Origin of the sequence: Roseomonas haemaphysalidis (assembly GCF_017355405.1) — a bacterium.
GTDB lineage: Bacteria > Pseudomonadota > Alphaproteobacteria > Acetobacterales > Acetobacteraceae > Pseudoroseomonas > Pseudoroseomonas haemaphysalidis.
The window spans coordinates 2812475-2835240 of the sequence record NZ_CP061177.1 but is presented as its reverse complement, the minus strand read 5'-3'; the positions used below and the strand labels follow the sequence as shown (position 1 = coordinate 2835240).

25 protein-coding genes are annotated in these 22766 nt (G+C 71.3%); 21 read left to right on the top strand and 4 right to left on the bottom strand.

Annotated features, from left to right (window positions below; genetic code table 11):
* Nucleotides 1-91 precede the first annotated feature (91 nt).
* The 6 genes from IAI59_RS13140 (at nt 92) to IAI59_RS13115 (ending at nt 7003) form a co-directional block, all read left to right on the top strand.
* Nucleotides 92-742, top strand: a complete 651-nt coding sequence (locus IAI59_RS13140; RefSeq protein WP_207418185.1) for a GntR family transcriptional regulator — start codon at nt 92-94, stop codon at nt 740-742.
* A 115-nt stretch (nt 743-857) separates the two neighbouring features.
* Nucleotides 858-2333 (top strand): malonyl-CoA decarboxylase, encoded by a 1476-nt coding sequence (locus IAI59_RS13135; protein ID WP_207418186.1) that lies wholly within the window; start codon nt 858-860, stop codon nt 2331-2333.
* A 44-nt stretch (nt 2334-2377) separates the two neighbouring features.
* A complete protein-coding gene (locus IAI59_RS13130; RefSeq protein WP_237180827.1) occupies nt 2378-3691 on the top strand; it encodes an SLC13 family permease in 1314 nt (437 codons plus the stop codon).
* A 33-nt stretch (nt 3692-3724) separates the two neighbouring features.
* Nucleotides 3725-4927, top strand: a complete 1203-nt coding sequence (locus tag IAI59_RS13125; RefSeq protein ID WP_207418187.1) for a CaiB/BaiF CoA transferase family protein — start codon at nt 3725-3727, stop codon at nt 4925-4927.
* The gene (locus IAI59_RS13120) at nt 4920-5762 is read left to right on the top strand and encodes an alpha/beta fold hydrolase (RefSeq protein ID WP_237180828.1); all 843 of its coding nucleotides are present in this window, start codon (nt 4920-4922) and stop codon (nt 5760-5762) included. Before IAI59_RS13125 ends, IAI59_RS13120 begins: the two co-directional genes overlap by 8 nt.
* Nucleotides 5763-5860: 98 nt before the next feature.
* On the top strand, nt 5861-7003 hold the full coding sequence (locus IAI59_RS13115) for an alpha/beta hydrolase (protein ID WP_207418191.1): 1143 nt from the start codon (nt 5861-5863) through the stop codon (nt 7001-7003).
* Between the two features lie 42 nt (nt 7004-7045).
* Here IAI59_RS13115 and IAI59_RS13110 read toward each other — a convergent pair whose 3' ends face one another.
* Together IAI59_RS13110 and hemB are read right to left on the bottom strand one after the other, a co-directional pair.
* Nucleotides 7046-7405, bottom strand: a complete 360-nt coding sequence (locus tag IAI59_RS13110) for a YXWGXW repeat-containing protein (protein ID WP_207418193.1) — start codon at nt 7403-7405, stop codon at nt 7046-7048.
* A gap of 83 nt (nt 7406-7488) precedes the next feature.
* Complete coding sequence (gene hemB / locus IAI59_RS13105; protein ID WP_207418195.1) at nt 7489-8493, bottom strand: porphobilinogen synthase; 1005 nt, start codon at nt 8491-8493, stop codon at nt 7489-7491.
* A gap of 166 nt (nt 8494-8659) precedes the next feature.
* Between hemB and rpiB the strand changes: the two genes are divergently transcribed.
* From rpiB to IAI59_RS13050, 11 genes are read left to right on the top strand one after another with little or no spacing between them, the layout of a single operon-like run.
* On the top strand, nt 8660-9124 hold the full coding sequence (gene rpiB / locus IAI59_RS13100; protein WP_207418197.1) for a ribose 5-phosphate isomerase B: 465 nt from the start codon (nt 8660-8662) through the stop codon (nt 9122-9124).
* A gap of 4 nt (nt 9125-9128) precedes the next feature.
* A complete protein-coding gene (gene glyA, locus IAI59_RS13095) occupies nt 9129-10433 on the top strand; it encodes a serine hydroxymethyltransferase (RefSeq protein ID WP_207418199.1) in 1305 nt (434 codons plus the stop codon).
* A gap of 24 nt (nt 10434-10457) precedes the next feature.
* Nucleotides 10458-10928 (top strand): transcriptional regulator NrdR, encoded by a 471-nt coding sequence (gene nrdR / locus IAI59_RS13090; protein ID WP_207418201.1) that lies wholly within the window; start codon nt 10458-10460, stop codon nt 10926-10928.
* A gap of 15 nt (nt 10929-10943) precedes the next feature.
* Nucleotides 10944-11519 carry a GNAT family N-acetyltransferase gene (locus tag IAI59_RS13085; protein WP_207418203.1) on the top strand — a complete coding sequence of 192 codons (576 nt, stop codon included), beginning with the start codon at nt 10944-10946 and terminating at the stop codon, nt 11517-11519.
* A 3-nt stretch (nt 11520-11522) separates the two neighbouring features.
* Nucleotides 11523-12635 (top strand): bifunctional diaminohydroxyphosphoribosylaminopyrimidine deaminase/5-amino-6-(5-phosphoribosylamino)uracil reductase RibD, encoded by a 1113-nt coding sequence (gene ribD, locus IAI59_RS13080; protein WP_272877388.1) that lies wholly within the window; start codon nt 11523-11525, stop codon nt 12633-12635.
* Nucleotides 12636-12638: 3 nt separating this feature from the next.
* Complete coding sequence (locus IAI59_RS13075; protein ID WP_207418207.1) at nt 12639-13241, top strand: riboflavin synthase; 603 nt, start codon at nt 12639-12641, stop codon at nt 13239-13241.
* Entirely contained in the window at nt 13238-14374 is a 1137-nt protein-coding gene (gene ribB, locus IAI59_RS13070) for a 3,4-dihydroxy-2-butanone-4-phosphate synthase (protein WP_207418208.1), read from the top strand. The genes IAI59_RS13075 and ribB overlap by 4 nt, the downstream gene beginning before the upstream one ends.
* Nucleotides 14371-14853, top strand: coding sequence for a 6,7-dimethyl-8-ribityllumazine synthase (gene ribH, locus IAI59_RS13065; protein ID WP_207418209.1), 483 nt, complete (start codon nt 14371-14373; stop codon nt 14851-14853). Before ribB ends, ribH begins: the two co-directional genes overlap by 4 nt.
* Complete coding sequence (gene nusB, locus IAI59_RS13060) at nt 14850-15347, top strand: transcription antitermination factor NusB (RefSeq protein ID WP_207418210.1); 498 nt, start codon at nt 14850-14852, stop codon at nt 15345-15347. Before ribH ends, nusB begins: the two co-directional genes overlap by 4 nt.
* 4 nt (nt 15348-15351) lie before the next feature.
* Nucleotides 15352-16320, top strand: a complete 969-nt coding sequence (thiL, locus tag IAI59_RS13055; RefSeq protein WP_207418211.1) for a thiamine-phosphate kinase — start codon at nt 15352-15354, stop codon at nt 16318-16320.
* Nucleotides 16320-17513, top strand: a complete 1194-nt coding sequence (locus tag IAI59_RS13050) for an MFS transporter (RefSeq protein ID WP_207418212.1) — start codon at nt 16320-16322, stop codon at nt 17511-17513. The genes thiL and IAI59_RS13050 overlap by 1 nt, the downstream gene beginning before the upstream one ends.
* Here the strand turns inward: IAI59_RS13050 and IAI59_RS13045 are convergent.
* On the bottom strand, nt 17510-18022 hold the full coding sequence (locus IAI59_RS13045) for an outer membrane protein assembly factor BamE (protein WP_207418213.1): 513 nt from the start codon (nt 18020-18022) through the stop codon (nt 17510-17512). The genes IAI59_RS13050 and IAI59_RS13045 overlap by 4 nt on opposite strands.
* Nucleotides 18023-18194: 172 nt before the next feature.
* Here IAI59_RS13045 and IAI59_RS13040 point away from each other — a divergent pair, with 172 nt between their 5' ends.
* The 4 genes from IAI59_RS13040 to IAI59_RS13025 all read left to right on the top strand — a co-directional run bounded on the left by IAI59_RS13040 (nt 18195) and on the right by IAI59_RS13025 (nt 21494).
* A complete protein-coding gene (locus IAI59_RS13040) occupies nt 18195-18740 on the top strand; it encodes a ubiquinol-cytochrome C chaperone family protein (RefSeq protein WP_207418215.1) in 546 nt (181 codons plus the stop codon).
* Nucleotides 18737-19267 carry a YceD family protein gene (locus IAI59_RS13035; protein ID WP_207418216.1) on the top strand — a complete coding sequence of 177 codons (531 nt, stop codon included), beginning with the start codon at nt 18737-18739 and terminating at the stop codon, nt 19265-19267. Before IAI59_RS13040 ends, IAI59_RS13035 begins: the two co-directional genes overlap by 4 nt.
* Nucleotides 19268-19341: 74 nt before the next feature.
* On the top strand, nt 19342-20910 hold the full coding sequence (locus IAI59_RS13030) for a L,D-transpeptidase family protein (RefSeq protein WP_237180829.1): 1569 nt from the start codon (nt 19342-19344) through the stop codon (nt 20908-20910).
* Nucleotides 20910-21494 (top strand): YcbK family protein, encoded by a 585-nt coding sequence (locus IAI59_RS13025; RefSeq protein ID WP_207418219.1) that lies wholly within the window; start codon nt 20910-20912, stop codon nt 21492-21494. Before IAI59_RS13030 ends, IAI59_RS13025 begins: the two co-directional genes overlap by 1 nt.
* Before the next feature lies 1 nt (nt 21495).
* On the opposite strand, the gene IAI59_RS13020 is transcribed toward IAI59_RS13025, so the two are convergent.
* Entirely contained in the window at nt 21496-22764 is a 1269-nt protein-coding gene (locus IAI59_RS13020) for a hydantoinase/carbamoylase family amidase (protein ID WP_207418220.1), read from the bottom strand.
* Nucleotides 22765-22766: the final 2 nt, after the last annotated feature.

Genomic DNA, 22766 nt, shown 5'->3' with positions numbered 1-22766 from the left:
GCACAAAGGGCGCGAGACCATGCGCGCTGGCCGGCTGCCTTTCAAGCCGGCCCCTTTCGCCCGCCGCCGGGGCGGGGCAGCATGGGCCCCGATGACCCGATCCCCCGCGACGCTTGCCGAAACCATCCGCCTGCACCTGGCCGACGACATCACCGCCGGCCGCATCGCACCCGGCAGCGTGATCGATGAAAGCGCCCTGGCCGAGCGCTTCGGCGCGTCCCGCACGCCCGCGCGGGAAGCCTTGCGGGAGCTGGCCTCCGCCGGCCTGGTGGTGATCGAGCCACGTCGCGGCGCCCGTGTCGCCAGCGTGACGCTGGAGCAGCTGGCCGAGATGTTCGAGCTGATGGCCGAGACGGAGGCCATGTGCGCGCGCCTGTCCACCTTCCGCATGACCGCCACGGAACGCTTCGCGCTGCAATCCCTGCATGCCGACTTCACGGCCGACGAGACGGCGCTCGATGCCTATGACGAATACAACCGCGGCTTCCACGCCCTGCTGTACCGGGGCACGCACAACAGCGTGCTGGCCGAGCACGCCATGGCGCTCCGGCTCCGGCTGGCACCCTATCGCCGCGCGCAGTTCCACGAGGACCGCCGCATCCAGCGGTCCTTCGCCGAGCACGGCGCGATCCTGGAGCAGGTGTTGCGCGGCGCGGGGGAAGAGGCGGCGCAGCTGATGCGCGCGCATATGCTGACGGCGAGCGCGGCCCTGGCGCAGTATATGCGGCGGGCGCGAAGCTAGCCTCCCGCATGCCTGGCGGCCCAGGCTGCCCTCCCTCGCATAATTTCGGGTTTCCCTCCGCTCCGGGGTGCGGAATAGTGGCGGCAACGCCATGAAACAGCAGGGGGAGGGAACCATGCCGATATCCGTCACGCTGGGGGCCCGCACCTGGCTGGAACGCCTGTGGTCCGGCATCGCCGATCGTGGCCGACCCTACGCCGATGTTCCCGGCATCGCCCGGCCGCCGCTGGTGCGGGCGGAACTCCTGGCGCGATCCCTGCTGTCGGAACGCGGAGAGGCCTCCGGCGCCGCGGTCGCGCGTGAGCTGCTGGCGGTGCTGCACGACCTGAACCCAGAAGACCGCGCGGCCTTCCGCCAATTTCTGGCCGGCGCCTTTTTGCCGGACGAGGACGCGCTGCGCGCCGCCGCCCGGGCCTATCTGGATGAGCCCAGCGCCGCCCGCGCCATGACCCTGTTCGAGAAGGCCGAGCCACCGCGTCAGGAGGTTCTGCGCCGGATGAACATGGCGCCCGGCGGCACCGCCGCTTTGGTGCAGCTGCGCCGCGAGCTGCTGGGCGAGCTGAAGAAGCAGCCGGAACTGAAGCCGCTCGACGCCGACCTGCACCACCTCTTCACTTCCTGGTTCAACCGGGGCTTCCTGGAGCTGCGGCGCATCGACTGGGATACGCCGGCCGCGATCCTGGAAAAGCTAATCGACTACGAGGCGGTGCACGAGATCATGGGCTGGGACGACCTGCGCCGCCGCCTGGCGCCGGACCGCCGCTGCTTCGCCTACCTGCACCGCGCCCTGCCGGGCGAGCCGCTGATCTTCGTGGAGGTTGCCCTGGTGCGGGGGCTGGCCAGCGCCATCCAGCCCCTGCTGGCGCCGCCCGAGGGCTCCAGCCCGGATGCGGATACGGCCATCTTCTACTCCATCTCCAACTGCCAGGACGGGCTGCGCGGCATCAGTTTCGGCAACTTCCTGATCAAGCAGGTGGTGGAGGAGCTGAAGGGCGAGCTGCCGCAGATCCGCACCTTCGCCACCTTGTCGCCCGTGCCGGGATTCCGCCGCTGGCTGAAGCGCCGCCTGGACCGCAGCGCCGACGTGCTATTGCCAGAAGAGGAGGCCGCCATCCTGGCGCTGCATCCGCCGGCGGAGGGCGAGGAGCGCCCCGGCGCGGCAGCGCTGCTCGACAGCCTGGCGGATGGCGAATGGTGGGCGGATGCGGCGACGGATGCTGCGCTGCGCAAGCCGCTGATGCGCCTTGCCGCCGAATACCTGACCCGCCCCAACACCGGCATGGGCAACATCGACCCTGTCGCCCGCTTCCACCTGGGCAACGGCGCCCGCCTGGAACGGATCAACTGGCGGGGCAACACCGCGCCGCGCGGCATGGCCGAATCCTTCGGCATCATGGTGAACTACCTGTACGACCCTGACAGCATCGAGGCGAACCACGAGGCCTTCACGCGCTCCGGCGCGGTCGCGCGCTCGGCCTCGGTCGATGCGCTTCTGGCCTTGCCGGCCGTCGCGGCCCCCAAGCCCCGCGGCGGCTACCTTCCACGCCTGCTGGGCGGCACTACCGAGGGCAGCGACAAGCCCGCCGCCTGACGCCGCGCGTCTTTCGCGCGCCCAAAAACAAAGGAACGTTCATTTTGTCTCCTGCCATTGCCTCCATCCTGGGGCTGGTCGTCATGTTCGTGATCGGCACCGCGCTGCCGATCAACATGGGCGCCCTGGCCTTCGCGCTCGCCTTTCTGATCGGCACCTTCATCGTCGGCATGGGCGCCAATGCCATCCTGGCGGGCTTTCCCGGGGATCTGTTCGTCACCCTGGTCGGCATCACCTACCTGTTCGCCATCGCGCAGAAGAACGGCACCATCGACCTTTTGGTGCATTGGGCGGTGCGCGGCGTCGGCGGCCGCATCGCGCTGATCCCGTGGGTGATGTTCTGCGTGGCGGCGGTGCTGACCGCCATCGGTGCCGTCAGCCCGGCGGCGGTGGCCATCATCGCGCCGATCGCGCTGCGCTTCGCGCGGCACTACAGGATCGACCCGCTGATGATGGGCCTGCTGGTGATCCATGGCGCGCAGGGGGGTGGCTTCTCGCCCATCAGCATCTATGGCGGCATCACCAACCAGATCGTCGAGCGCGCGGGCATGGAAGGCAGCGAGGTCTTCCTGTTTCTGGCCAGCCTGATCTTCAACCTGCTGGTCGCCATCGGGGTCTTCGTGGCCTTCGGCGGCTTGAAGCTGCTGGGCCGGCGCGACACGGGCGGCGACAACAGCCTGGAGCAGGGCGGCGGCGCCTCGGTCGATGTGCGCGGCCATGGCGGAACGCCGGCCAGCGCCGGCCACGCGGTGCGCGAAACGGCCACGCGCGACCAGATGCTGACCCTGGCGGGGCTGGTCATCCTGGGCGTCGGCTCGCTGGCCTTCGGGCTCAACGTCGGCATGGTGGCCATCACCATCGCGGTGATCCTGGCGCTGCTGTCGCCGGAAGCGCAGAAGGGCGCGATCGACAAGGTCAGCTGGTCCACCGTGCTGCTGATCTCGGGTGTCATCACCTATGTCGCGGTGCTGCAGAAGTCCGGCGCGGTGGACATGGTCAGCAACAGCGTCACCAACCTCGGCATGCCGCTGCTGGCGGCGCTGCTGCTGTGCTACGTGGGCGGCATCGTCTCGGCCTTCGCGTCCTCCGTCGGCGTGCTGGGCGCCATCATCCCGCTGGCGGTGCCGCTGATGATGCAGGGGCATATCGGCCCGGCCGGCATGGTGGCGGCGCTGGCCATCTCCGCCACCATCGTGGATGTCAGCCCCTTTTCCACCAATGGCGCGCTGGTGGTGGCCAATGCTGCTGAAAGCGAGCGCGACACGTTGTTCCGCCGCTTCCTGATCTATAGCGGCCTGGTGGTGGCGCTGGGCCCGCTGCTGGCCTGGGCCATTCTGGTCGTGCCGAACTGGATGTGATTGAGTGCCCGCGAGCAAGAAAGACCTGATGCCATGACTGAACCGACCGGACCGCTCAAGGGCCTGCGCGTGGTGGACCTCACCCGCGTGCTCGCCGGCCCCACCTGCACGCAGATGCTCGGCGACCTCGGCGCCGAGGTGATCAAGATCGAACGTCCCGAGGCGGGGGACGACACGCGCGGCTTCGCGCCGCCCTTCATGCCGAACACGCGGGAAAGCGCCTACTTCGTCGGCGTCAACCGCAACAAGAAGTCCATCACGCTGGATATCGCCAAGCCCGAGGCGCAGGCGATCGTCCACCAGCTTCTGGAATCCGCCGACATCCTGGTGGAGAACTTCAAGGTCGGCGCGCTGGCCAAGTACGGGCTGGGCTGGGAACAGCTGAAGGAGAAGTATCCCGGGCTGATCTACTGCTCCATCACCGGCTTCGGCCAAACCGGCCCCTACGCGCCGCGCCCGGGCTACGACGCTCTGATCCAGGCGATGGGCGGCGTGATGTCGCTGACCGGCGAGATCGAGGGCGAGCCGCAGAAGGTCGGCATCCCGGTGGCGGACCTGTTCGCGGGGCTCTACGGCACCATCGGCATCCTGGCGGCGCTGCGGCACAAGCAGGCGACGGGGCAGGGGCAGCAGATCGACATCAGCATGCTGGACACGCACGTGGCGTGGCTGGCCAACCAGGGCATGAACTACCTGGCCACCGGGCAGAACCCGCCGCGGCTGGGCAACCAGCACCCCAACATCGTGCCCTACCAGGTGTTCCCCACGGCCGATGGCTACATGGTGCTGTCCATCGGCAACGACCCGACGTTCGAGCGGTTCTGCAAGAACTTCGGGCTGGAGCACCTGCTGGCGGACGAACGTTACAGCACCAACGCCGCCCGCGTCGGCAACCGCGCGCTGGTGACCGAAACGCTGACGGCGCTGACCAGGACCAAGCCCACCGACGAGTGGATCGCCAAGCTGGAAGCGCTGAAGATCGGCTGCGGCCCGATCAACACGCTGGAAAAGGTCTTCGCCGACCCGCATGTCCAGGCCCGCGAGATGCTGGTGACGATGGACCATGCCTCGGGCGAGCCGGTTACGGTGATCGCCAATCCCGTGAAGCTTTCCGCCACGCCGCCGGACTACCGCTCGGCCGCCCCCGTGCTCGGCCAGCACACGGACGAGGTGCTGGCCTCGCTCGGGCACGATGCCGCCGCCATCGCGAAGCTGCGGGACGGCGGGATTGTCTGAACCCCGCCTCGGCGCGCTGCGCGTCCCGCTCCCCTTCGGCCCGGTGGATCTCCGCTGGGCCGAATGGGGGCCGGCGGACGGCGCGCCGGTGGTCTGCGTGCATGGCCTGACCCGCACGGGCCGGGACTTCGACACCCTGGCCCGAGAGCTGGCCGGGGACGGGCGTCGGGTGATCTGCCCGGACATGCCCGGGCGTGGCCTGTCCTCCTGGCTACCGGATGGCAGCCTCTACGCCGTGCCAAGCTACCTCGCGGCGCTGGCGCCGCTGCTGGCGGGGCTGGGGCGGTTCGACTGGGTCGGGACCTCGATGGGCGGGCTGATCGGCATGGCGCTCGCCAGCCTGCCGGGGAACAGGGTCGGGCGGCTGGTGCTCAACGACGTGGGCGCCGAGATCCCGGCGGCGGCGCTGGCCGGCATCGCCGCCTATGTCGGCTTCGGGCCAGACTTCGCCGGGATTGACGCGCTGGAAGCGCATCTGCGCGTCATCCACGCCGGCTTCGGACCGCTGTCGCCGGCCGAATGGCGGCACCTGGCCGAGACATCGGCGCGCATGACGCCCGGCGGCCGCGTGACGTTGCACTACGACCCGGCCATCGCCAAGCCGATGCAGGCCGCCGCGCCGACGGACATCGTGTTGTGGCCGATGTGGGATGCGCTGGACCGGCCGGTGCTGCTGCTGCGCGGTGAAACCAGCCCCCTGCTGACCGCGGCCACGGCCGCCCGCATGGCCCTGAAGCCCGGCGTGACGCTGGCGACCATCGCCGGCTGCGGCCACGCTCCGGCCCTCATGGACCCGGCGCAGACCGGCATGATCCGCGGTTTCCTGCGCGATTAGCAGCGCAACCGGGGCGGTAACAAAGCGTTTCCGGCAGCGGTAATGCCTCGCTTCCCACGTCCGGGATGGGGGGTGCCGATCAGGAGAGACCCCCCGTCATGACCATGCTGTCCCGCCGTGCCAGCCTGTTGCTGCCCTTCGGCCTCGCCGCGCTGTCCGCCTGTGCCACCGACGTCTCCCCCATGCCGCCCGCCGACCCGACCGGCCGTGCCGACCCCGAGATGCGCGGCCTGCTGGAAGCCTTCGCGTCGCTGAACCCCAAGCCGATCGAGACGCTGACGCCGGCCGAGGCGCGCCGCCAGCCGAGCATGGCCGATGCCGTGAAGGCCCGCCAGCGCATGCTGGGCCTGCCCACCGCGCCGCGCGCCATCCCGCAGGTGCGCGACATCACCATCCCCGGTTCCGCCGGCCCGCTGCAGGCCCGCATCTACGTGCCGCAGGCGGCGCCCGCGCGGGGCGAGCCGCTGCCGCGCCTGCCGATGATCGTTTATTTCCACGGCGGCGGCTTCGTGATCGCCGACCTGGACGTCTACGACTCCTCGCCGCGCGCGCTGGCCGCCGATACCGGCGCCATCGTCATCTCCGTGCATTATCGCCAGGGCCCCGAGCATCGCTTCCCCGCCGCGCATGACGATGCCTATGCCGCCTACATCTGGGCGCTGCAGAACGCGGCGCAGCTGGGTGGCGACCTGTCGCGGGTCGCCGTGGTCGGCGAAAGCGCGGGTGGCAACCTGGCCATCAACGTCGCCATGATGGCGCGCGAGGCACGGGCGCCCCTGCCGGTGGCGATGGGCCTCATCTACCCCGTGGCGGGCACGGACATGACCACCCCGTCCTACCGCGCCAACGCCATGGCCAAGCCGCTGAACGCCGCGATGATGAAGTGGTTCTTCGACAACTACGGCACCGGCGCGCCGTCCGAGAAGACCGACCCGCGCCTGAACGTGGTGGGCAATGCCGAGCTGCGCGGCCTGCCCAAGGCGATCATCGTCACCGCCGAGATCGACCCGCTGAACAGCGAAGGCAAGGCCCTGGGCGAGAAGCTGCGCGCCAACGGCGTGCAGGTGGTCGAGCGTGACTACATGGGTGTGACGCACGAGTTCTTCGGCGCCGACCCCAAGGTCCTGTCCAAGGCGGGCGATGCGCAGCGCTTCGTCGCGGCGGAGCTGCAGGCCGCCTTCGCCGCGCCGGCACCCGCCGTGGTGGCGCCGCGCCGCAACGCCCGGCGCCCCCGCGCCTGACGTGACAGGGGCGGGAGCTTCGGCTCCCGCCCCGCCATTGGCCTAGCGCCAGCCCGCCGGCTCCCACGCCCAGCGGCCGCCGCGGTCCACCCAGTGGCCCGGCTCCCAGCGTTGCGCGACGATGCGCTGCTGCACCCAGCGCCCCTCGCTCCAGACATATTCGTAGCCGTTCCACTGCCAATGGCCGGGCTGCCATACCAGCCGTAGCCCGACCGGCGGCGGTGGGCGTATCTCGGCCCGCAGCGGCGGCACCGCAGGGTAGGGAACCACCACGGGCGCCGGCGCATGAACGGGCGCGACCGGGGCATAGCCACCGACGGCGGGCGGCGGCGGCACGCAGGCGGACAGGCCCAGAAGCGCCAACGCACCGAGGCCCGCGGCCCCGCGCAAAGGGTTCAGCATGTTTCGCGATCTCCCTGCCAGAAACGTCCATGGCAACGGGGCCTGGCGGCATCCCGTTCCATGGCGCAGGGGTGACAACCGCGTCAGCGGCCGCGCAGCGCCCGGGCGGCATCCAGCGCGAAGTAGGTCAGCACCCCGTCGGCGCCCGCGCGCTTGAAGGCCATCAGGCTTTCCAGCAGGGCCCGTTCGTGCTCCAGCCACCCGTTGCGGACGGCCGCCATGATCATCGCGTATTCGCCGCTGACCTGGTAGGCGAAGGTAGGCACGCGGAACTCGGCCTTCACCCGCTGCACGATGTCGAGGTACGGCATGCCCGGCTTGACCATCACCATGTCGGCGCCTTCGGCCAGGTCCATCGCCACCTCGCGCATCGCCTCGTCGCTGTTGGCGGGGTCCATCTGGTAGGTCTTCTTGTCGCCCTTCAGGGCGCCGCCGCTGCCCACCGCGTCGCGGAACGGGCCGTAGAAGGCGGAAGCGTACTTGGCGGCATAGGCCATGATGCCGGTGTGGATCAGCCCGCGGCCGTCCAGCGCCGCGCGGATGGCGGCGACCCGCCCGTCCATCATGTCCGACGGCGCGATCACGTCGATCCCCGCCTCTGCCTGTACCAGCGCCTGGGCGGCCAGGACCTCCAGCGATTCGTCATTGGCCACGTAGCCATCCCGGATCACGCCGTCATGGCCGTGGTCGGTGTAGGGGTCGAGCGCCACGTCGCCGATCAGGCCAAGCTGCGGGAACTCCCGCTTCAAGAGGCGGGCGGCGCGGCACATCAGGTTGTCCGGATTGCGCGCCTCGGTGCCCTCGGCGTCCTTGAGCGCGGGCGGGGTCATCGGAAACAGCGCCACGGCCGGGATGCCCAGCTCCACCGCGGGCGCGACATGCGTGGCCAGGGCTTCCAGCGTCGCGCGCTGCACGCCGGGCATGGAGGCCACCTCGGTGGTCTGGGCGCCGGCGCCGTCCATCACGAAGATCGGCCAGATGAGATCGTCCACCGACAGGCGGTTCTCGGCCACCAGGCGGCGCGTCCAGGCATCGCGCCGGTTGCGGCGCGGGCGGATGGCGGGAAAGGCACCTAGGGGTGGGGTCATGCGGGAAGCTCCTCGCGGGTCGGCGGTTTCGCCCCATGCCACGCTGGGGCCGGCAGGGAAAGCCGATGCGTGGCGGCGTGCCATGATGGGTCCGCGCTGCCGCGTTGCATGCAAGGGCGGGTGGTTCGTGTTTCGCGCAGACACAAGCCGTGGTAACGGAAGCCGCATGAATCCGGCCGAAACCCCCATCGCCCTCGGCGCCGACCATGCCGGCGTCGCCCTGAAGGACAGCCTGCGCGCGGCGCTCGAAGCCGCCGGGCACCCGGTGCGGGACTTCGGCACCCATGGCGACGGCAGCGTCGACTACCCGGACTTCGCGCACCAAGTGGCGCGGGCCGTGACGGCGGGCGAGGCCGTCTTTGGCGTGCTGGTCTGCGGCACCGGCATCGGCATGGCGATCGCCGCCAACCGCCACCCCGAGGTGCGCGCCGTGGTGGTGCATTCCACCACCGAGGCCCGGCTGACCCGCGCCCACAACGATGCCAACATCGCCTGCTTCGGCGCCCGCACCACGGGCCCCGAGGTGGTGCTGGACAGCCTGTCCGCCTTTCTGACCACGCCCTACGAGGGCGGCCGCCACGCGCGCCGCGTCAGCAAGATCAATCCTTCCCCCGCTGCCCAGGAGGCCTGACGCCATGAACGACATCACCCCCGTCGCCGGCGCCGGCCGGTTCTTCTCCGCCCCGCTGTCCGAAACCGACCCGGAGATCCTGGACGCCATCGGCCGCGAGCTGGTGCGGCAGCAGGACGGCATCGAGCTGATCGCTAGCGAGAACATCGTGTCCCGCGCCGTGCTGGAAGCCCAGGGCTCGGTGCTGACCAACAAGTACGCGGAGGGCTATCCCGGCCGCCGCTACTACGGCGGCTGCGAGTTCGTGGACGTGGCCGAGACGCTGGCGATCGAGCGCGCCAAGAAGCTGTTCAACGTGGGCTTCGCCAATGTGCAGCCGCACAGCGGCGCGCAGGCGAACCAGGCGGTGTTCTTCGCCTTGCTGCAGCCGGGCGACACCTTCATGGGCCTGGACCTCGCGGCCGGCGGGCACCTGACCCATGGCTCGCCCGCCAACCAGTCCGGCAAGTGGTTCAAGGTCGCGCCCTACACGGTGCGCCAGGAAGACCAGACCATCGACATGGAGGAGGTGGCCCGCATCGCGCGCGAGTCCCGCCCCAAGCTGATCGTCGCCGGCGGCTCCGCATATTCCCGCGCCTGGGACTTCGCCCGCTTCCGCCAGATCGCGGACGAGGTCGGTGCCTGGTTCATGGTGGACATGGCGCATTTCGCGGGCCTCGTCGCCGGTGGCGCGCATGACAGCCCGATCCCGCATGCCCACGTGGTGACGACCACCACCCACAAGACGCTGCGCGGGCCGCGCGGCGGCATGATCCTGACCAACGACGAGGCGCTGGCCAAGAAGTTCAACAGCGCCGTCTTCCCCGGCCTGCAGGGCGGCCCGCTGATGCATGTGATCGCCGCCAAGGCCGTGGCCTTCGGCGAGGCGCTGCGCCCCGAGTTTCGCACCTATGCCAAGGCCGTGGTGGCCAATGCCAAGGCGCTGGCCGCCGAGCTGCAGGCGCAAGGGGCGGGCATCGTCACGGGCGGCACGGACAACCACCTGATGCTGGTGGACCTGCGCCCCCTGAAGCTGACCGGCAAGCTGGCCGAGGCCGCGCTGGGCCGCGCCCACCTGACCTGCAACAAGAACGCCGTGCCCTTCGACCCCGAGAAGCCGGCCATCACCTCCGGCATTCGCCTGGGCACGCCCGCCGGCACCACCCGCGGGCTGGGCGAGGCGGAGTTCCGCGAGATCGGCCAGTTCATCGGCCAGGTGCTGAAGGGGCTGGCCCAGGCCAATGCGCCGGAAGCCAACGAGGCCGTGGAGCGCGAGGTCGGCCGCCAGGTGCTCGACCTCTGCAACCGCTTCCCGATCTACAAGGCCTGAGGGCGCGGGGGAGGGGACGGAGACATGCGCTGTCCCTTCTGCGGGAGCGAGGACACCCAGGTGAAGGACAGCCGCCCCGCCGATGACGGCGCGGCCATCCGCCGCCGGCGATCCTGCCCCTCCTGCGGCGCCCGCTTCACGACCTTCGAGCGGGTGACGCTGCGCGAGCTGACGGTGCTGAAGTCCGACCAGCGCCGCGTGCCTTTTGACCGTGAGAAGCTGGCGCGCTCCATCCGCGTGGCGCTTCGCAAGCGGCCGGTGGACGAGGACCGGGTGGAGCGCATCGTCAACGGCATCCAGCGCCGCCTGGAAGCCGAGGGCGAAAGCGAGATCGCCAGCCGCGCCATCGGCGAGATGGTGATGGACACGTTGCGGGAACTCGACCCCGTGGCCTATGTGCGCTTCGCCTCCGTGTATCGCAATTTTCGCGAGGCCAAGGACTTCCAGGCCTTCCTGGGCTCCCTGGGCAAGACCCCCGACCCCGACAACGGCTGAGTACCTGATCCCTTGGTGACATTCACAGACATCGGCGCGGTTCCCGCCGCCTGGCGCCCTGGCGCGGTCCGTCCGCGTGGCGGCATCGTGCTTCGCCCGGCGCAGCTGGCCGACCGGCCGGCGCTGGCCACCATCGCCGCCGCGGCCTTCGCGCAGGGCGTGGCGGTGCTGCTGCCGCCGGAACTGCGGGCGCGGGCGGATGCCGCGCGCTTCACCTGCTTTCTGGCCGCGACGCCGGGCGTGTTGCTGCTGGCCGAGGTGGATGGCGTGCCGGTCGGTTGCGCCCTGGCCACGTTGCCCGCCGCCAATGACCCGCCCGCCCGCCTGCAGGGGCTGTGGGTGGCGCCCGGCCGCACCGGGCAGGGCATCGGCTCCGCCCTGCTGGCGGCCATGGAGGAGACCCTGGGCCGCCAGGGCGTCGCCAGCCTGCGGGTGCGGGTGCCCAGCGGGCAGTTGCGCGCGTTGGGCCTGTTCCGCCGGCGGGGCTACGCGCTGCGCACCGCGGGTCTGCGGCCGGAGCCGGTGCTGGAAGCCATGCTGCGCCACAGCGTGCTGGCCAAGCCGCTGCTCGCGGCCGCCGTCGCGGCCTGAACGGTGCCGGCGGCGGGCCAGACACAGGCCTCGGAAGACGAGGCCCACATGCGGGCCGCACTGTCGCTGGCCGCGCGGGGGCTGGGCAACACCTGGCCCAACCCGGCGGTGGGTTGCGTGATCGTGCGGGACGGCGAGGTGGTGGGTCGGGGCTGGACTGCCCCCGGCGGCCGGCCCCACGCCGAAACCGAGGCATTGCGCCGGGCCGGGCACGCCGCACGGGGTGCCACCGCCTTTGTGACCCTGGAGCCCTGCTGCCACTGGGGCCGCACGCCGCCATGCACCGATGCGCTGATCGCCGCCGGCGTGGCCCGCGTGGTGGTGGCGCTGCGCGACCCCGACCCCCGCGTCGATGGCCGGGGCCTGCAGTTGTTGCGGGATGCCGGCATCAAGGTCCAGGCCGGCGTGCTGCGGGACGAGGCGGCCCGGCTCAGCGCCGGCTTCCTGAAACGCGTATCGGCCGGGCTGCCATTGGTGACGCTGAAGCTTGCCAGCACGCTGGATGGCCGCATCGCCACGCGCACGGGTGAAAGCCGCTGGATCACGGGGCCGGAAGCCCGCCGCGCCGTGCATGCGCTGCGCGCGCGGCACGATGCCGTTCTGGTGGGCAGCGGCACCGTGCTGGCCGATGACCCGGACCTGAGCGCGCGCCTGCCCGGCGCCGCGCCGTTACCCACCGTGCGGGTGGTGGCGGATTCCCGCCTGCGCACGCCGCCCGGCGCCAAGTTACTGGACAACCCCGCACCCGCCTGGATCGCGACCCGGGCCGGGCATCCGGCCGCCGCGCTGGAGGCGCTGCGGGGGCGTGGCGCGGAGATCATCGAGGTTCCGGCGCTGGACAGCGGCCTGGACCCCGCCGCCCTGCTGCGGGCGCTGGCGGTGCGCGGCATCACCCGTGTCTTCGCGGAGGGTGGCGCCGGCCTGGCGGCGGCCCTGTTGCGCGCGGGGCTGGTGGACCGGCTCGCCTGGTTCCATGCTCCCGCCGTCATGGGCGCCGATGGCCGGCCGGCGGCGGAAGCGCTGCCCCTGGACCTGCTGTCGGAGATGCCCAAGTTCCGCAGGGTCTCGGCGATCGCGCTGGGGCCGGACCTGCTTAGTGAATTCGAGGCTGCCTGAACCATGTTCACCGGGATCATCACCGCCATCGGCGTCGTTTCCGCCATCGAGCCCCTGGGCGACGGCCAGGACATGCGGCTGGCCATCGACACGCCGCAGGGCTGGCTGGCGGGGGCCGAGATCGGCGCTTCCATCGCCTGCTCCGGCTGCTGCCTGACGGTGGTGACGCTGGGCGACAGCCGCTTCACGGTCGAGGTTTCGGCGGAAAGCCTGTCCAAGACGACATTGGGCGGCTGGCGGGTCGGCAGCCGCATCAACCTGGAGCGCGCCCTGAAGGTGGGCGACGAGATGGGCGGCCACGTGGTGTCCGGCCATGTGGACGGGCTGGGCGACGTGCTGTCCGAGACGCCGGAGAACGGCTCCACCCGCTGGCTGTTCCGCCTGCCGGACGGGCTGGCGCGCTTTGTGGCGCCCAAGGGTTCCGTCACCGTCAACGGTGTGTCCCTGACCGTCAACGAGGTGCAGGGCAACAGCTTCGGCGTCAACGTCATCCCGCATACCGGCACGGTCACGACCCTTGCCGACCTGAAGCCCGGCGACCGGGTGAACATCGAGATCGACATGCTGGCGCGCTACGTCGCCCGCCTGCAGGAGTTCCACGCATGAACATGACGACCACGCAGACCTCGCTGCACCAGTTCCTCAGCCCCACCGAGGAGCTGCTGGAGGAAGCGCGGCGCGGCCGCATGTTCATCCTGGTCGATGACGAGGACCGCGAGAACGAGGGCGACCTCGTGATCCCGGCGCAGTTCGCCACGCCGGACGCCATCAACTTCATGGCCCGTTTCGCGCGCGGGCTGATCTGCCTGGCCATGACGCGCGGGCGGGTGGAGCATCTGGGGCTGCCGCTGATGGCCCAGGCCAACGGCACCCGGCACCAGACCGCCTTCACGGTCTCCATCGAGGCGCGGGAAGGGGTGACCACCGGCATCTCCGCCGCCGACCGGGCGCGCACCGTCGCGGTCGCCATCAATGGCGAAACCAAGCGCGAGGACATCGTCACCCCCGGCCACGTGTTTCCGCTGGTGGCGCGCGAAGGCGGGACGCTGGTGCGCGCCGGCCATACCGAGGCGGCGGTGGACTTCGCCCGCATGGCCGGGCTGAACCCCGCCGGCGTGATCTGCGAGATCATGAATGACGACGGCACCATGGCCCGCCTGCCGGACCTGGTGTCCTTCGCCCAGCACCACGGGTTGAAGCTCGGCACCATCGCCGACCTGATCGCCCACCGCCGCCGCACGGAGCGGCTGGTCAAGCGGGTGGAGGAGGGCCGCATGCCGGATGCTTCGGGCAACGGCGAGTGGCGGCTGGTGGTCTACGCGAACACGCTGGAATACGGCGAGCACGTCGCGCTGGTGAAGGGCGATCTGGCGCGCCCTGGCCCGGCGCTGGTGCGCATGCATGCGGTGAACGTCCTGTCCGACATCATCGGCATGCAGGGGCCGCACGACCTGCAGCGCTCCATGGCCGAGATTTCGGCCGCCGGGCGCGGCGTGGTGGTGCTGATCCGCGACGTGAAGCCCACCGCCATTTCCGAGCGCGTGCGCGCCGGCCGCGGCCGGGGCGTGAACCCGGAGCTGCGCGACTACGGCATCGGCGCGCAGATCCTGGCGGATCTCGGCGTCAAGGAAATGATCCTGCTGTCCAACCACCCCAAGGCGATTGTCGGCCTGGAAGGCTATGGCCTGACGGTCGCCGAAACCCGTTCCATCGACGACGGCGAGGCCCCCACCCCGTGAGCACCATCGACGCCCCCGAGCGCGCCACCCCCGTTGTCGCCGGCCCGCCGCCGCGCATCCTGCTGATCCAGGCACCCTATTACGACGGCGTGGTGGGCGGCATGAAGCGCGGCGCCGAGCGCGTGCTGGCCGAGGCCGGCGCCCACCTGGAAACGGTGGACGTGGCGGGCGCTTTCGAGCTGCCGGCGGCGCTGCGCATGGCCATGGAAGTCGCGCCTGGCTGGGATGGCTACCTGCTGCACGGCTGCGTGGTGAAGGGCGAGACCGACCACTACCAGTTCATCTGCGAGGCGGTGTGCCAGGGCGTGATGGACATCAGCAGCGAAACCGGCATTCCGCTGGGCTTTGGCCTTTTGACAGTCGAATCCCTGGACCAGGCCGAGGCCCGCAGCGCCGACGACCGTCACAACAAGGGCGCCGAGGCCGCCCACGCCCTGTTGACCCAGATCGCGCTGGCGCGCAGATGGGGCATCCGATGAGCACCCCCACCAAGACCTCCGCGGCGGCCCAGCAGGGCCGCCCCCGTACCGGCGCGCGCGTCGCCGCCATCCAGGCCCTGTTTCAAAGCGACCAGGGCGGCGAAAGCGCCGAAACGGTGATCGACCAGTTCGTGCGTCACCGCCTGGGCCCTGATGGCGGCGGCTATGAGGACGGGCGTGTGCCGCAGGTGGACGTGCCGCTGTTCACCCACGTGGTGCGCGGCGTGGCGAAGGATGGCGACATGCTGGATGGCGTGATCAGCGCCCATCTGGCCCGCGACTGGACGGTGGCGCGGCTGGACCCGGTGTTGCGTGCCCTGTTGCGCGCCGCGGCCTTCGAGTTCTCCTCCTCCACCGAGCCGCCGGCGCGCGTGGTGATCAACGAATACATGGACATCGCCCACGGCTTCTTCGGGGGCGAGGAGCCGCGCTTCGCCAATGGCGTGCTAGACGCCCTGGCGCGCCACCTGCGGGGCCCCGAGTTCACTCGCTGACCGCATGACCCTGCCGCCGGAATTCGCGTTGATCGCCCAGCACTTCCGGCCGCTGGCGGGCCCTGGCGCCCTGGACCTGTCCGACGACGCCGCATTGCTGACACCGCCCCCCGGGCGCGAGCTGGTCTTGGCGGCGGATGCCATGGTCGCCGGCGTGCATTTCCTGCCGGACGACAGCCCGGGCAACATCGCCCGCAAGCTGCTGCGCACCAACCTGTCCGACCTCGCGGCGATGGGCGCGCAGCCGCTCGGCTACCTGCTGACGGTCAGCCTGCCACGCGAGACGCCGCCGGACTGGCTGCAGGGCTTCGCCGCCGGGCTGGCCGCGGACCAACACGAGTTTGGCCTGCGCGTGCTGGGGGGCGACACGACCTCCACCGCCGGGCCGGTGTCCCTGTCGCTCACCATCATCGGCCATGTGGCGCCCGGCACCGCCCTGCGGCGCAACGGCGCGCGGGCAGGGGACGAGCTCTGGGTTTCGGGCACGGTGGGCGACGGCACGCTGGGCCTGTCCGTGGCGCTGGGCGAGCGGGCGGGCGACGCAGCGGGCCATCTGGCGGACCGCTACCGGATCCCGCGCCCGCGCATGGCGCTGGGGCAGGGGCTGGTAGGGCTGGCGCATGCCGCCATGGATGTTTCGGACGGGCTGGTGCAGGACCTGGGGCACCTGTGCCGCGCTTCGGGTTGCGGCGCGGTGCTTGAGGCGGTGCTGGTGCCGCTGTCGCCCGCCGCAGCCGCGGTGCTGGCCGCTGAACCCGCCTTGCTGCGGCGCGTGCTGACGGGTGGCGACGATTACGAACTGCTGTTCGCGGCGCCGCCCGGCGCGGCGGCCGGCATCGCCGCTCTCGCCGCCGCCACCGGCACGACTGCCACGCGCATCGGGCGGTTCGTGGCGGGCGATCCGCTTGTTACGGTGCTGGACGGGCAGGGGGCGCCCATGACCCTCTCCCAAGAGGGATGGAGCCACTTCTGATGCAGTCCGGCCATGCGGCGGATGCCGCGACCATGAAGCGCAGCGTGTTCCTGATGTTCCTGTGCCAGGCGCTGATGCAGGCGGCGACGGTGGGCCAGACCGCGATGTCCGCCCTGATCGGCTACAGCCTGGCGACGGACAAGCTGTTGGCCACCCTGCCCATGGCGGTGCAGATGGCGTCCACCATGGCGGCCTCCATCCCGGCCGGCATCATCTTCGCGCGGCTCGGGCGCAAGCCGGGCTTCATGCTGGGTGCCCTTTGCGCCGGCATCGGCAGCCTGACCTTCGCCGCCGGCGTGTGGCAGGGTTCCTTCGCACTGTATTGCCTGGGCGCGGTGCCGGCCGGCATCGGCTTTGGCATCTCCCAGCATTACCGCTTCGCCGCTGCCGAGGTGGCGACGCCGGAATACCGCCCGCGCGCCATTTCCCTGGTGATGGCGGGCGGCGTGTTGTCGGCGATCTTCGGGCCCGAGCTGGTGAAGAACTCCAAGGACCTGCTGGCGCCGATGCTGTTTCTCGGCACCTACCTGATCCTGGCCCTGCTGCCCCTGGTGTGCATCACGCTGCTGTCCTTCACCCGCCTGCCGCCGGCGCCGCCGCGCCCCAAGAACAGCACGCCGCTGCGCGAGATCCTGGTCCGGCCCGCCTTTATCACCGCCGCCATGGCCGGCGCGCTGGCCTATGGCTGCATGAACCTGATGATGACCGCGACGCCGCTGGAGATGATGCTGTGCGGCTTCGGCATTTCCGCCAGCGCCACGGTCATTCAGATGCACGCGGTGGCGATGTTCGCCCCGGGCTTCTTTTCCGGCCGGCTGATCGCCCGCTTCGGCGCGCGGCCCGTCATCGTCGCGGGGGCGGCGCTGAACATTGGCTGCGTGCTGGTCGCGGCCTCGGGCGAAAGCTTCGCGCATTTCGGCGTGGCACTGGTGGCGCTGGGCCTGGGCTGGAACTTCATGTTCGTCGGCGCCACCAACCTTTTGGCCGAATCCTACCGGCCTGACGAGCGGGTGCGCGCCCAGGCCGCCAACGACTTCATTGTCTTCGGCACCGTGGCCTGCAGCGCCTTTGCGTCGGGCGCCATCCACGCCTGGGCGGGCTGGAACACCCTGATGCTGCTCTTGGTACCGGCCATGGCGGTGGCGGTGGGCGCCATCGCCTTCGGCCGCCGGCGGGCCGTGGCCGCGCTTTAGCGGCCGGGGCCGCCGCCCGGCCCGGCATCCGCGCCGGCGCCAAGGCCAGCCGCGCCCACGCGGCCGATATTGCCGAACAGCGCCTGCAGGATGGTACGGTCGGTGCCCGGCACCGGCGTGGTGCGTTCCACCACCGCCACGTCGCGCATATCCTTGGGGCCCAGCTCGCTGACGCTTTGCAGCACGCCCTGCGGGTCGAAGCGCATGGTCACCACCCGCTGGTTCTCCACGCCGGGGTTCTGCGCCGGCCGGATGCGCGTCACGGAGCTGATGTAGTACCACTCTGAATCGTCAAAGGTGCCGGTGGCGCTGGGCGAGCCCAGCAGCGCGCGCACATCCGCCTTGGTTTGCACGCCGGGGCTGAGCTGCGCGATCACCTCGGGGTCGGCGCGGTTGCCGCGCAGCACCGGTGGCGCCTCGAACACCGAGCAGCCGCCGAGCAGCAGGCCGAGCGCGACGAGACCGGGCGCGAGGCGGGCCCGTGGGGCGGGGATGGTGCGGCTGGCCATGGCTGAGCCCTCTCGGTACGTACCGGCCTGCGGCGCGGTGGGGGTCGGTGCGGTCCGCTTGCCCGTGCCCGATTGACCGGGCGCGGCTGGCGGGCCATCTGCTCGGTCGATTGCCACCGCCCCGCATTGGGGTCAACTGCCGCTTGCCGAAGCACGAGGAGCCCCGCCCGCCATGGCCCTGTTCGGCCTGTTCCGCAGCAAGGCGCATGAGCGCCGCGGCTTCGAGTTGTATGGCCAGGCCGTGCAGGCGGCCCGCCAGCCTTATTTCTACGCCGAGCTCTCGGTGCCGGACACGCTGGACGGGCGGTTCGACATCGTCGGCCTGTACGTCGCGCTGCTGATCCGGCGCCTGCATCGCGATGCCGACCCGCGCGGCGCCAAGCTGGCCCAGGCGGTGTTCGACGCGATGTTCGCGGACATGGACACCAACCTGCGCGAGATGGGGGTGGGCGACATGTCCATTTCCCGCCGGGTGAAGAACATGTGGGAAGCCTTTCACGGCCGGGCCCAGGCCTACGAGGCGCCATTGGAAGCGGGCGATGCCGCGGGCCTGGCCACCGCCCTGGCGCGCAACGTGTGGCGCGGCACCCTGCCCGATGACGACGATCGGCCCGCCCGGCTGGCGGCCGCGGCGCTGCGCACCGATACGGCCCTGGCGGCGCAACCCCTAGACGCGTTGCTGGCCGGCCGCGCGCGCTTCCCCGAGGTAACGGCATGAGCGACATCGCCCCCGAATTCTCCCGCCTGCTGTCCTGGGGGACCATCACCCGCCAGGAAAAGCGCGAGGAGCTGGAAGCCACCCCCGCCGAGCGGGCTGCCCTGGCCCGCCGCTTCGGCATCCTGGACATCGGTTCGCTGAAGGCCAGCCTGCGGCTGCGGTCCGAGGCCGGTGGCGCCGTGCGGGTGCGCGGCCGCATGAGCGCGGATGTGGTGCAGGCCTGCGTGGTGACGCTGGACCCCGTGCCACAGCGGGTGGAGGAAGCGGTGGACCTGCGCTTCGTGCGCATGGACGCCGAGCGTGAGGAAGAGGACGAGCCCGACCCCGAGGGGCCGGACGAGATTCCGGTGGCCGGCGAGCACCTGGAGCTGGGCGAGGCCATTGCCGAGCAATTGTCCCTGGCGCTCGACCCCTATCCGCGTGTGCCGGGCGCCACGCTGGAGCTGGATGACGATGCGGAGGCGGCGCCGGAAGCCACGCGCCCCAACCCCTTCGCCAAGCTCGCCGGTCTGAAGAAACCTCAGTAACCGATTGTTCCTGGCGGCGGCGTGATGCAGGAAGGGCTGGCCAGGCGACCCGGCGGGGCTGTATGCCATGCCGCATGCTTCGCCGCGATGCTTGCCTCGTGTTCCTGGCTTCCGTCCTGCCGCTCGCGGCCCAGGCGGCGGGTCCCGCCGTGGTTCCGCCCGCCGCGCGGCCCGACTGGGACGCGCTGTTGGCCCTGGCCGCCCGCCTGCGGGCCCTGGACCAGGACGGCCTGAACCCGGCGCATTACGCCATCCCGGCCGATGCGCGCGCGACCGCCGACCCGCAGGGCTATGCCGCCGCGCTTTATGCCGCGGCCTGGGCCGCCGTGTCCGACCTGTTGCAGGGCCGCGTGCGCTATCTGCCCGGCCGCCCCGACCTGCGGCGGGACATCGTGGCTTTGCCGGCGTGGCAGGCCCGGCTGCACGGCAGCCCCGACCCCGCTCAGGTGGTGGAGCAGGCGGCCCTGCTGCCCCCGGGCACCGACCTGTTGCGTTCGGCATTGCGCGAGGCCCGAGCGCGTGTGGAGGCCGGCGGCTGGCCCAAGGTGCCGCCCTCCGCCACGCCGGACACCATGACCATCGAACCCGGCGTGGTGGACCCGGTGCGGGTGCCGGCCCTGCGCGCGCGCGTCGCGGCCGAGGACGCGGCATTGGCCGCGGAGGTGCCGGCCGATCCCGCGGCTTATGACGAGACGCTGCTGGATGCCGTCAAGCGCTGGCAGTCCGCCTACAACCTGGATGCCGATGGCCGCGTGGGCCCCGCCACGCTGGCGGTGATGAACCGCCCGGCCGAGGCGCGCGTGGCGCAGCTGCGCGTTGCCCTGGACCAGCGCCGTGCCATGCCGCGGCCGCAGCCGGGGCGGCGCATCGAGGTCAATGTCCCCGACTTCCGGCTGAAGCTGCTGGAAGGCGAGCGGGCCTTGCTGGACATGGCCGTGATCGTCGGCAAGCCGCAGCGGGCCACGCCGCTGCTGTCCGTCACCATGACCACGGTGCAGTTCAATCCGCCCTGGGGCGTGCCGGAACGCAATGCGCGGGAAGACCTGCTGCCGAAGTTCCGCCGCGACCCGCGGGCGATGATCGAAAAGGGTTTTCGCGTCTTCCAATACATCGGCGGCGAACGCGTCGAGGTCGATCCGCTGTCCGTGAACTGGGCGGCAGTGAACCCCGAGCGGGTGCCGTATCTCTTTCGCCAGGACGCCGGCGACTTCAGCGCGCTCGGCCGGATCAAGTTCATCATGCCCAACAGCGACGACATCTACCTGCACGACACGCCGGACCGCGGTTTGTTCGCGAGGCGCGACCGTGCCTTTTCCTCGGGCTGCATCCGGCTGGAGCGGCCGATGGACCTCCTGGGAGCGGTACTGGAAGGCACGCCCGGCTGGGACCGCGCCAAGGCCGACGCGGCGCTGGAATCGCGGCAAACCAGCGCCGTCGGCCTGCGCCGGCCGTTGCCGGTGCGGCTGGTGTATCAGACCGCCGTGGTGGAGGGAGGACGGCTGCGTTTGCGGCCCGACATCTATGGCCTGGATGCCGCCTATGTGCGCGCCCTGGACCAGCGCGTGCCGCCGGCCGCGCCGCCGCCGCCGCCCGCCGCCGTCGTCGCCGGCGCGGCCGCCCCCACCGCCGTGGTGGCCCGCTGATGCTGGACCTGTTCAACCGCCGCGGCGGCTGCCCCTGCTGCGAGCCCGCAATGGCCAGCCGCCGCACTGTGTTGAAGGCGGGCTTCGGCGTGCTGGCCGGCTGCGCGGCGTTGCCAAAGGGTGCCTTCGCCGCCAGCCTGCCGGGCGTGCGGCGCCTGAACGTGCAGCGCGCCGTGTCCGACGACAGCTTCGACGGCGTGTATTTCCGCGATGGCAAGTACGACCGCGCGGCGCTGCACAAGCTGGACTGGGTGTTCCGCGACCTGTCGCAGGCCGAGGTCACGCCGATGGACCCCCGGTTGTTTGACGTGCTCAGCGCCGTGGCCGACCGGCTGGATGCCAACGAGGCCTTCACCATCATGAGCGGCTACCGCACGCCCGAGCACAATGCCGCCACGGCCCGGCAGACCCGTGCTGCCTCCACCGTCAGCCTGCACATGTCGGGCATGGCGGCCGACTTCCGGCTGCAGGGCCGGGACGGCATCGGCGTCGCCCGCACGGCGGCGCAGATGCAGGTGGGCGGCGTCGGCTACTACCGCCAGGGCTTTGTGCACCTGGACTGCGGTCCGCCGCGCCGCTGGTAGGCTAGCGGTTGGCCAGGTCGTAGAGCGTCGCGGCCAGGACCCTGGTGCCGGCGGCGAGCTGCTCCGGCGAGCTGTACTCGGCCGGGTTGTGGCTGATGCCGCCGCGCGACGGCACGAAGATCATCCCTGTCGGGCAGACCGGCACCAGGAACTGCGCGTCGTGGAAGGCGCCGGACGCCAAGCGCAGCGACCGCAGGCCCAGCGCCGCCGCCGCCGCTTCCACCGCCGCCGGCACGTCCGGCTGGAAGGTGGCGGGCATGGCGGTGAAGCGCTCGGTCACCTGCGCCGTGCAGAACTTCACGGCGCTCTGCACCGTGGCTGCGATCGCATCGCCCTTGGCGGTCAGCACGGCGGCGTCCGGGTGCCGCAGGTCGATGCTGAAGCGCACCCGGTCGGCCACCGAATTGCTGCTGTTCGGATGCACCTCGACCCGCCCGACGGTGAAGCGCAGCACGTCCTCCGGGTCTTCCGTCAGGCGGTTCAGTGCCTCGATGGCGCGTACCATGTCCTGCACCGCGTCGCGTCGTAGCCCGACCGGCGTGGTGCCGGCATGGGCGGACTGCCCGGTGATATCCACCAGAAACCAGCGGCTGCCCTGGATGCCGGTCACCACGCCGATGTCCAGCAGGTCGGCTTCCAGCCGCGGCCCTTGCTCGATATGGGCCTCCACGTAGGCGAAAGGGGCGGCGCCGGGCTGCGGCCCCAGCGGGCGGCGGGGCAGGTCCGCCTCGGCCGCCATCTGCTCGTCCAGCGCGGCACGGAAGGTGATGCCCGCGCCGTCTGCCACCTGGTCCCAGGTGGTGGCGGGGCGGTGGCCGGACCAGGCCATGCTGCCCATGCAGCCGGGGGCGAAGCGGCCGCCTTCCTCGTTGGTCCAGGACACCACCTCGATCGGCCGGCGGGTGGCGAGGCCAGCCTCGCGGATCGCCTGCACCGCTTCCAGCGCCGCCACCACGCCCCAGATGCCATCGAACCGCCCGCCGCTGGGCTGGCTGTCCATGTGGCTGCCGCTGAGCACCGGGGCCGCCGTGGGGTCGGTGCCCTCGTGGCGCAGGAACAGGTTGTTCATCTCGTCGATGCTGACCGTCAGGCCCGCCTCGATGGCCCAGGTGACCAGCAGGCGGCGGGCCTGGCGGTCCAGCGGCGTCAGCGCCTCACGGTTCACGCCGTCATGGGGAATGGCGCCCAGCATGGCCATGCCCATGAGCCGGGCCCATTGCCGGCTTTCATCGATGGCGGCGGGCAGGGCGGGGGGCAGGGTGTCGGTCATGG

Coding starts and splice junctions, on each gene's coding strand:
- IAI59_RS13140 (WP_207418185.1), top strand. CDS start 92: ATGACCCGATCCCCCGCGACGCTTGCCGAAACCATCCGCCTGCACCTG.
- IAI59_RS13135 (WP_207418186.1), top strand. CDS start 858: ATGCCGATATCCGTCACGCTGGGGGCCCGCACCTGGCTGGAACGCCTG.
- IAI59_RS13125 (WP_207418187.1), top strand. CDS start 3,725: ATGACTGAACCGACCGGACCGCTCAAGGGCCTGCGCGTGGTGGACCTC.
- IAI59_RS13115 (WP_207418191.1), top strand. CDS start 5,861: ATGACCATGCTGTCCCGCCGTGCCAGCCTGTTGCTGCCCTTCGGCCTC.
- IAI59_RS13110 (WP_207418193.1), bottom strand. CDS start 7,405: ATGCTGAACCCTTTGCGCGGGGCCGCGGGCCTCGGTGCGTTGGCGCTT.
- hemB (WP_207418195.1), bottom strand. CDS start 8,493: ATGACCCCACCCCTAGGTGCCTTTCCCGCCATCCGCCCGCGCCGCAAC.
- rpiB (WP_207418197.1), top strand. CDS start 8,660: ATGAATCCGGCCGAAACCCCCATCGCCCTCGGCGCCGACCATGCCGGC.
- glyA (WP_207418199.1), top strand. CDS start 9,129: ATGAACGACATCACCCCCGTCGCCGGCGCCGGCCGGTTCTTCTCCGCC.
- nrdR (WP_207418201.1), top strand. CDS start 10,458: ATGCGCTGTCCCTTCTGCGGGAGCGAGGACACCCAGGTGAAGGACAGC.
- IAI59_RS13075 (WP_207418207.1), top strand. CDS start 12,639: ATGTTCACCGGGATCATCACCGCCATCGGCGTCGTTTCCGCCATCGAG.
- ribB (WP_207418208.1), top strand. CDS start 13,238: ATGAACATGACGACCACGCAGACCTCGCTGCACCAGTTCCTCAGCCCC.
- nusB (WP_207418210.1), top strand. CDS start 14,850: ATGAGCACCCCCACCAAGACCTCCGCGGCGGCCCAGCAGGGCCGCCCC.
- thiL (WP_207418211.1), top strand. CDS start 15,352: ATGACCCTGCCGCCGGAATTCGCGTTGATCGCCCAGCACTTCCGGCCG.
- IAI59_RS13050 (WP_207418212.1), top strand. CDS start 16,320: ATGCAGTCCGGCCATGCGGCGGATGCCGCGACCATGAAGCGCAGCGTG.
- IAI59_RS13045 (WP_207418213.1), bottom strand. CDS start 18,022: ATGGCCAGCCGCACCATCCCCGCCCCACGGGCCCGCCTCGCGCCCGGT.
- IAI59_RS13040 (WP_207418215.1), top strand. CDS start 18,195: ATGGCCCTGTTCGGCCTGTTCCGCAGCAAGGCGCATGAGCGCCGCGGC.
- IAI59_RS13035 (WP_207418216.1), top strand. CDS start 18,737: ATGAGCGACATCGCCCCCGAATTCTCCCGCCTGCTGTCCTGGGGGACC.
- IAI59_RS13030 (WP_237180829.1), top strand. CDS start 19,342: ATGCTTCGCCGCGATGCTTGCCTCGTGTTCCTGGCTTCCGTCCTGCCG.
- IAI59_RS13025 (WP_207418219.1), top strand. CDS start 20,910: ATGCTGGACCTGTTCAACCGCCGCGGCGGCTGCCCCTGCTGCGAGCCC.
- IAI59_RS13020 (WP_207418220.1), bottom strand. CDS start 22,764: ATGACCGACACCCTGCCCCCCGCCCTGCCCGCCGCCATCGATGAAAGC.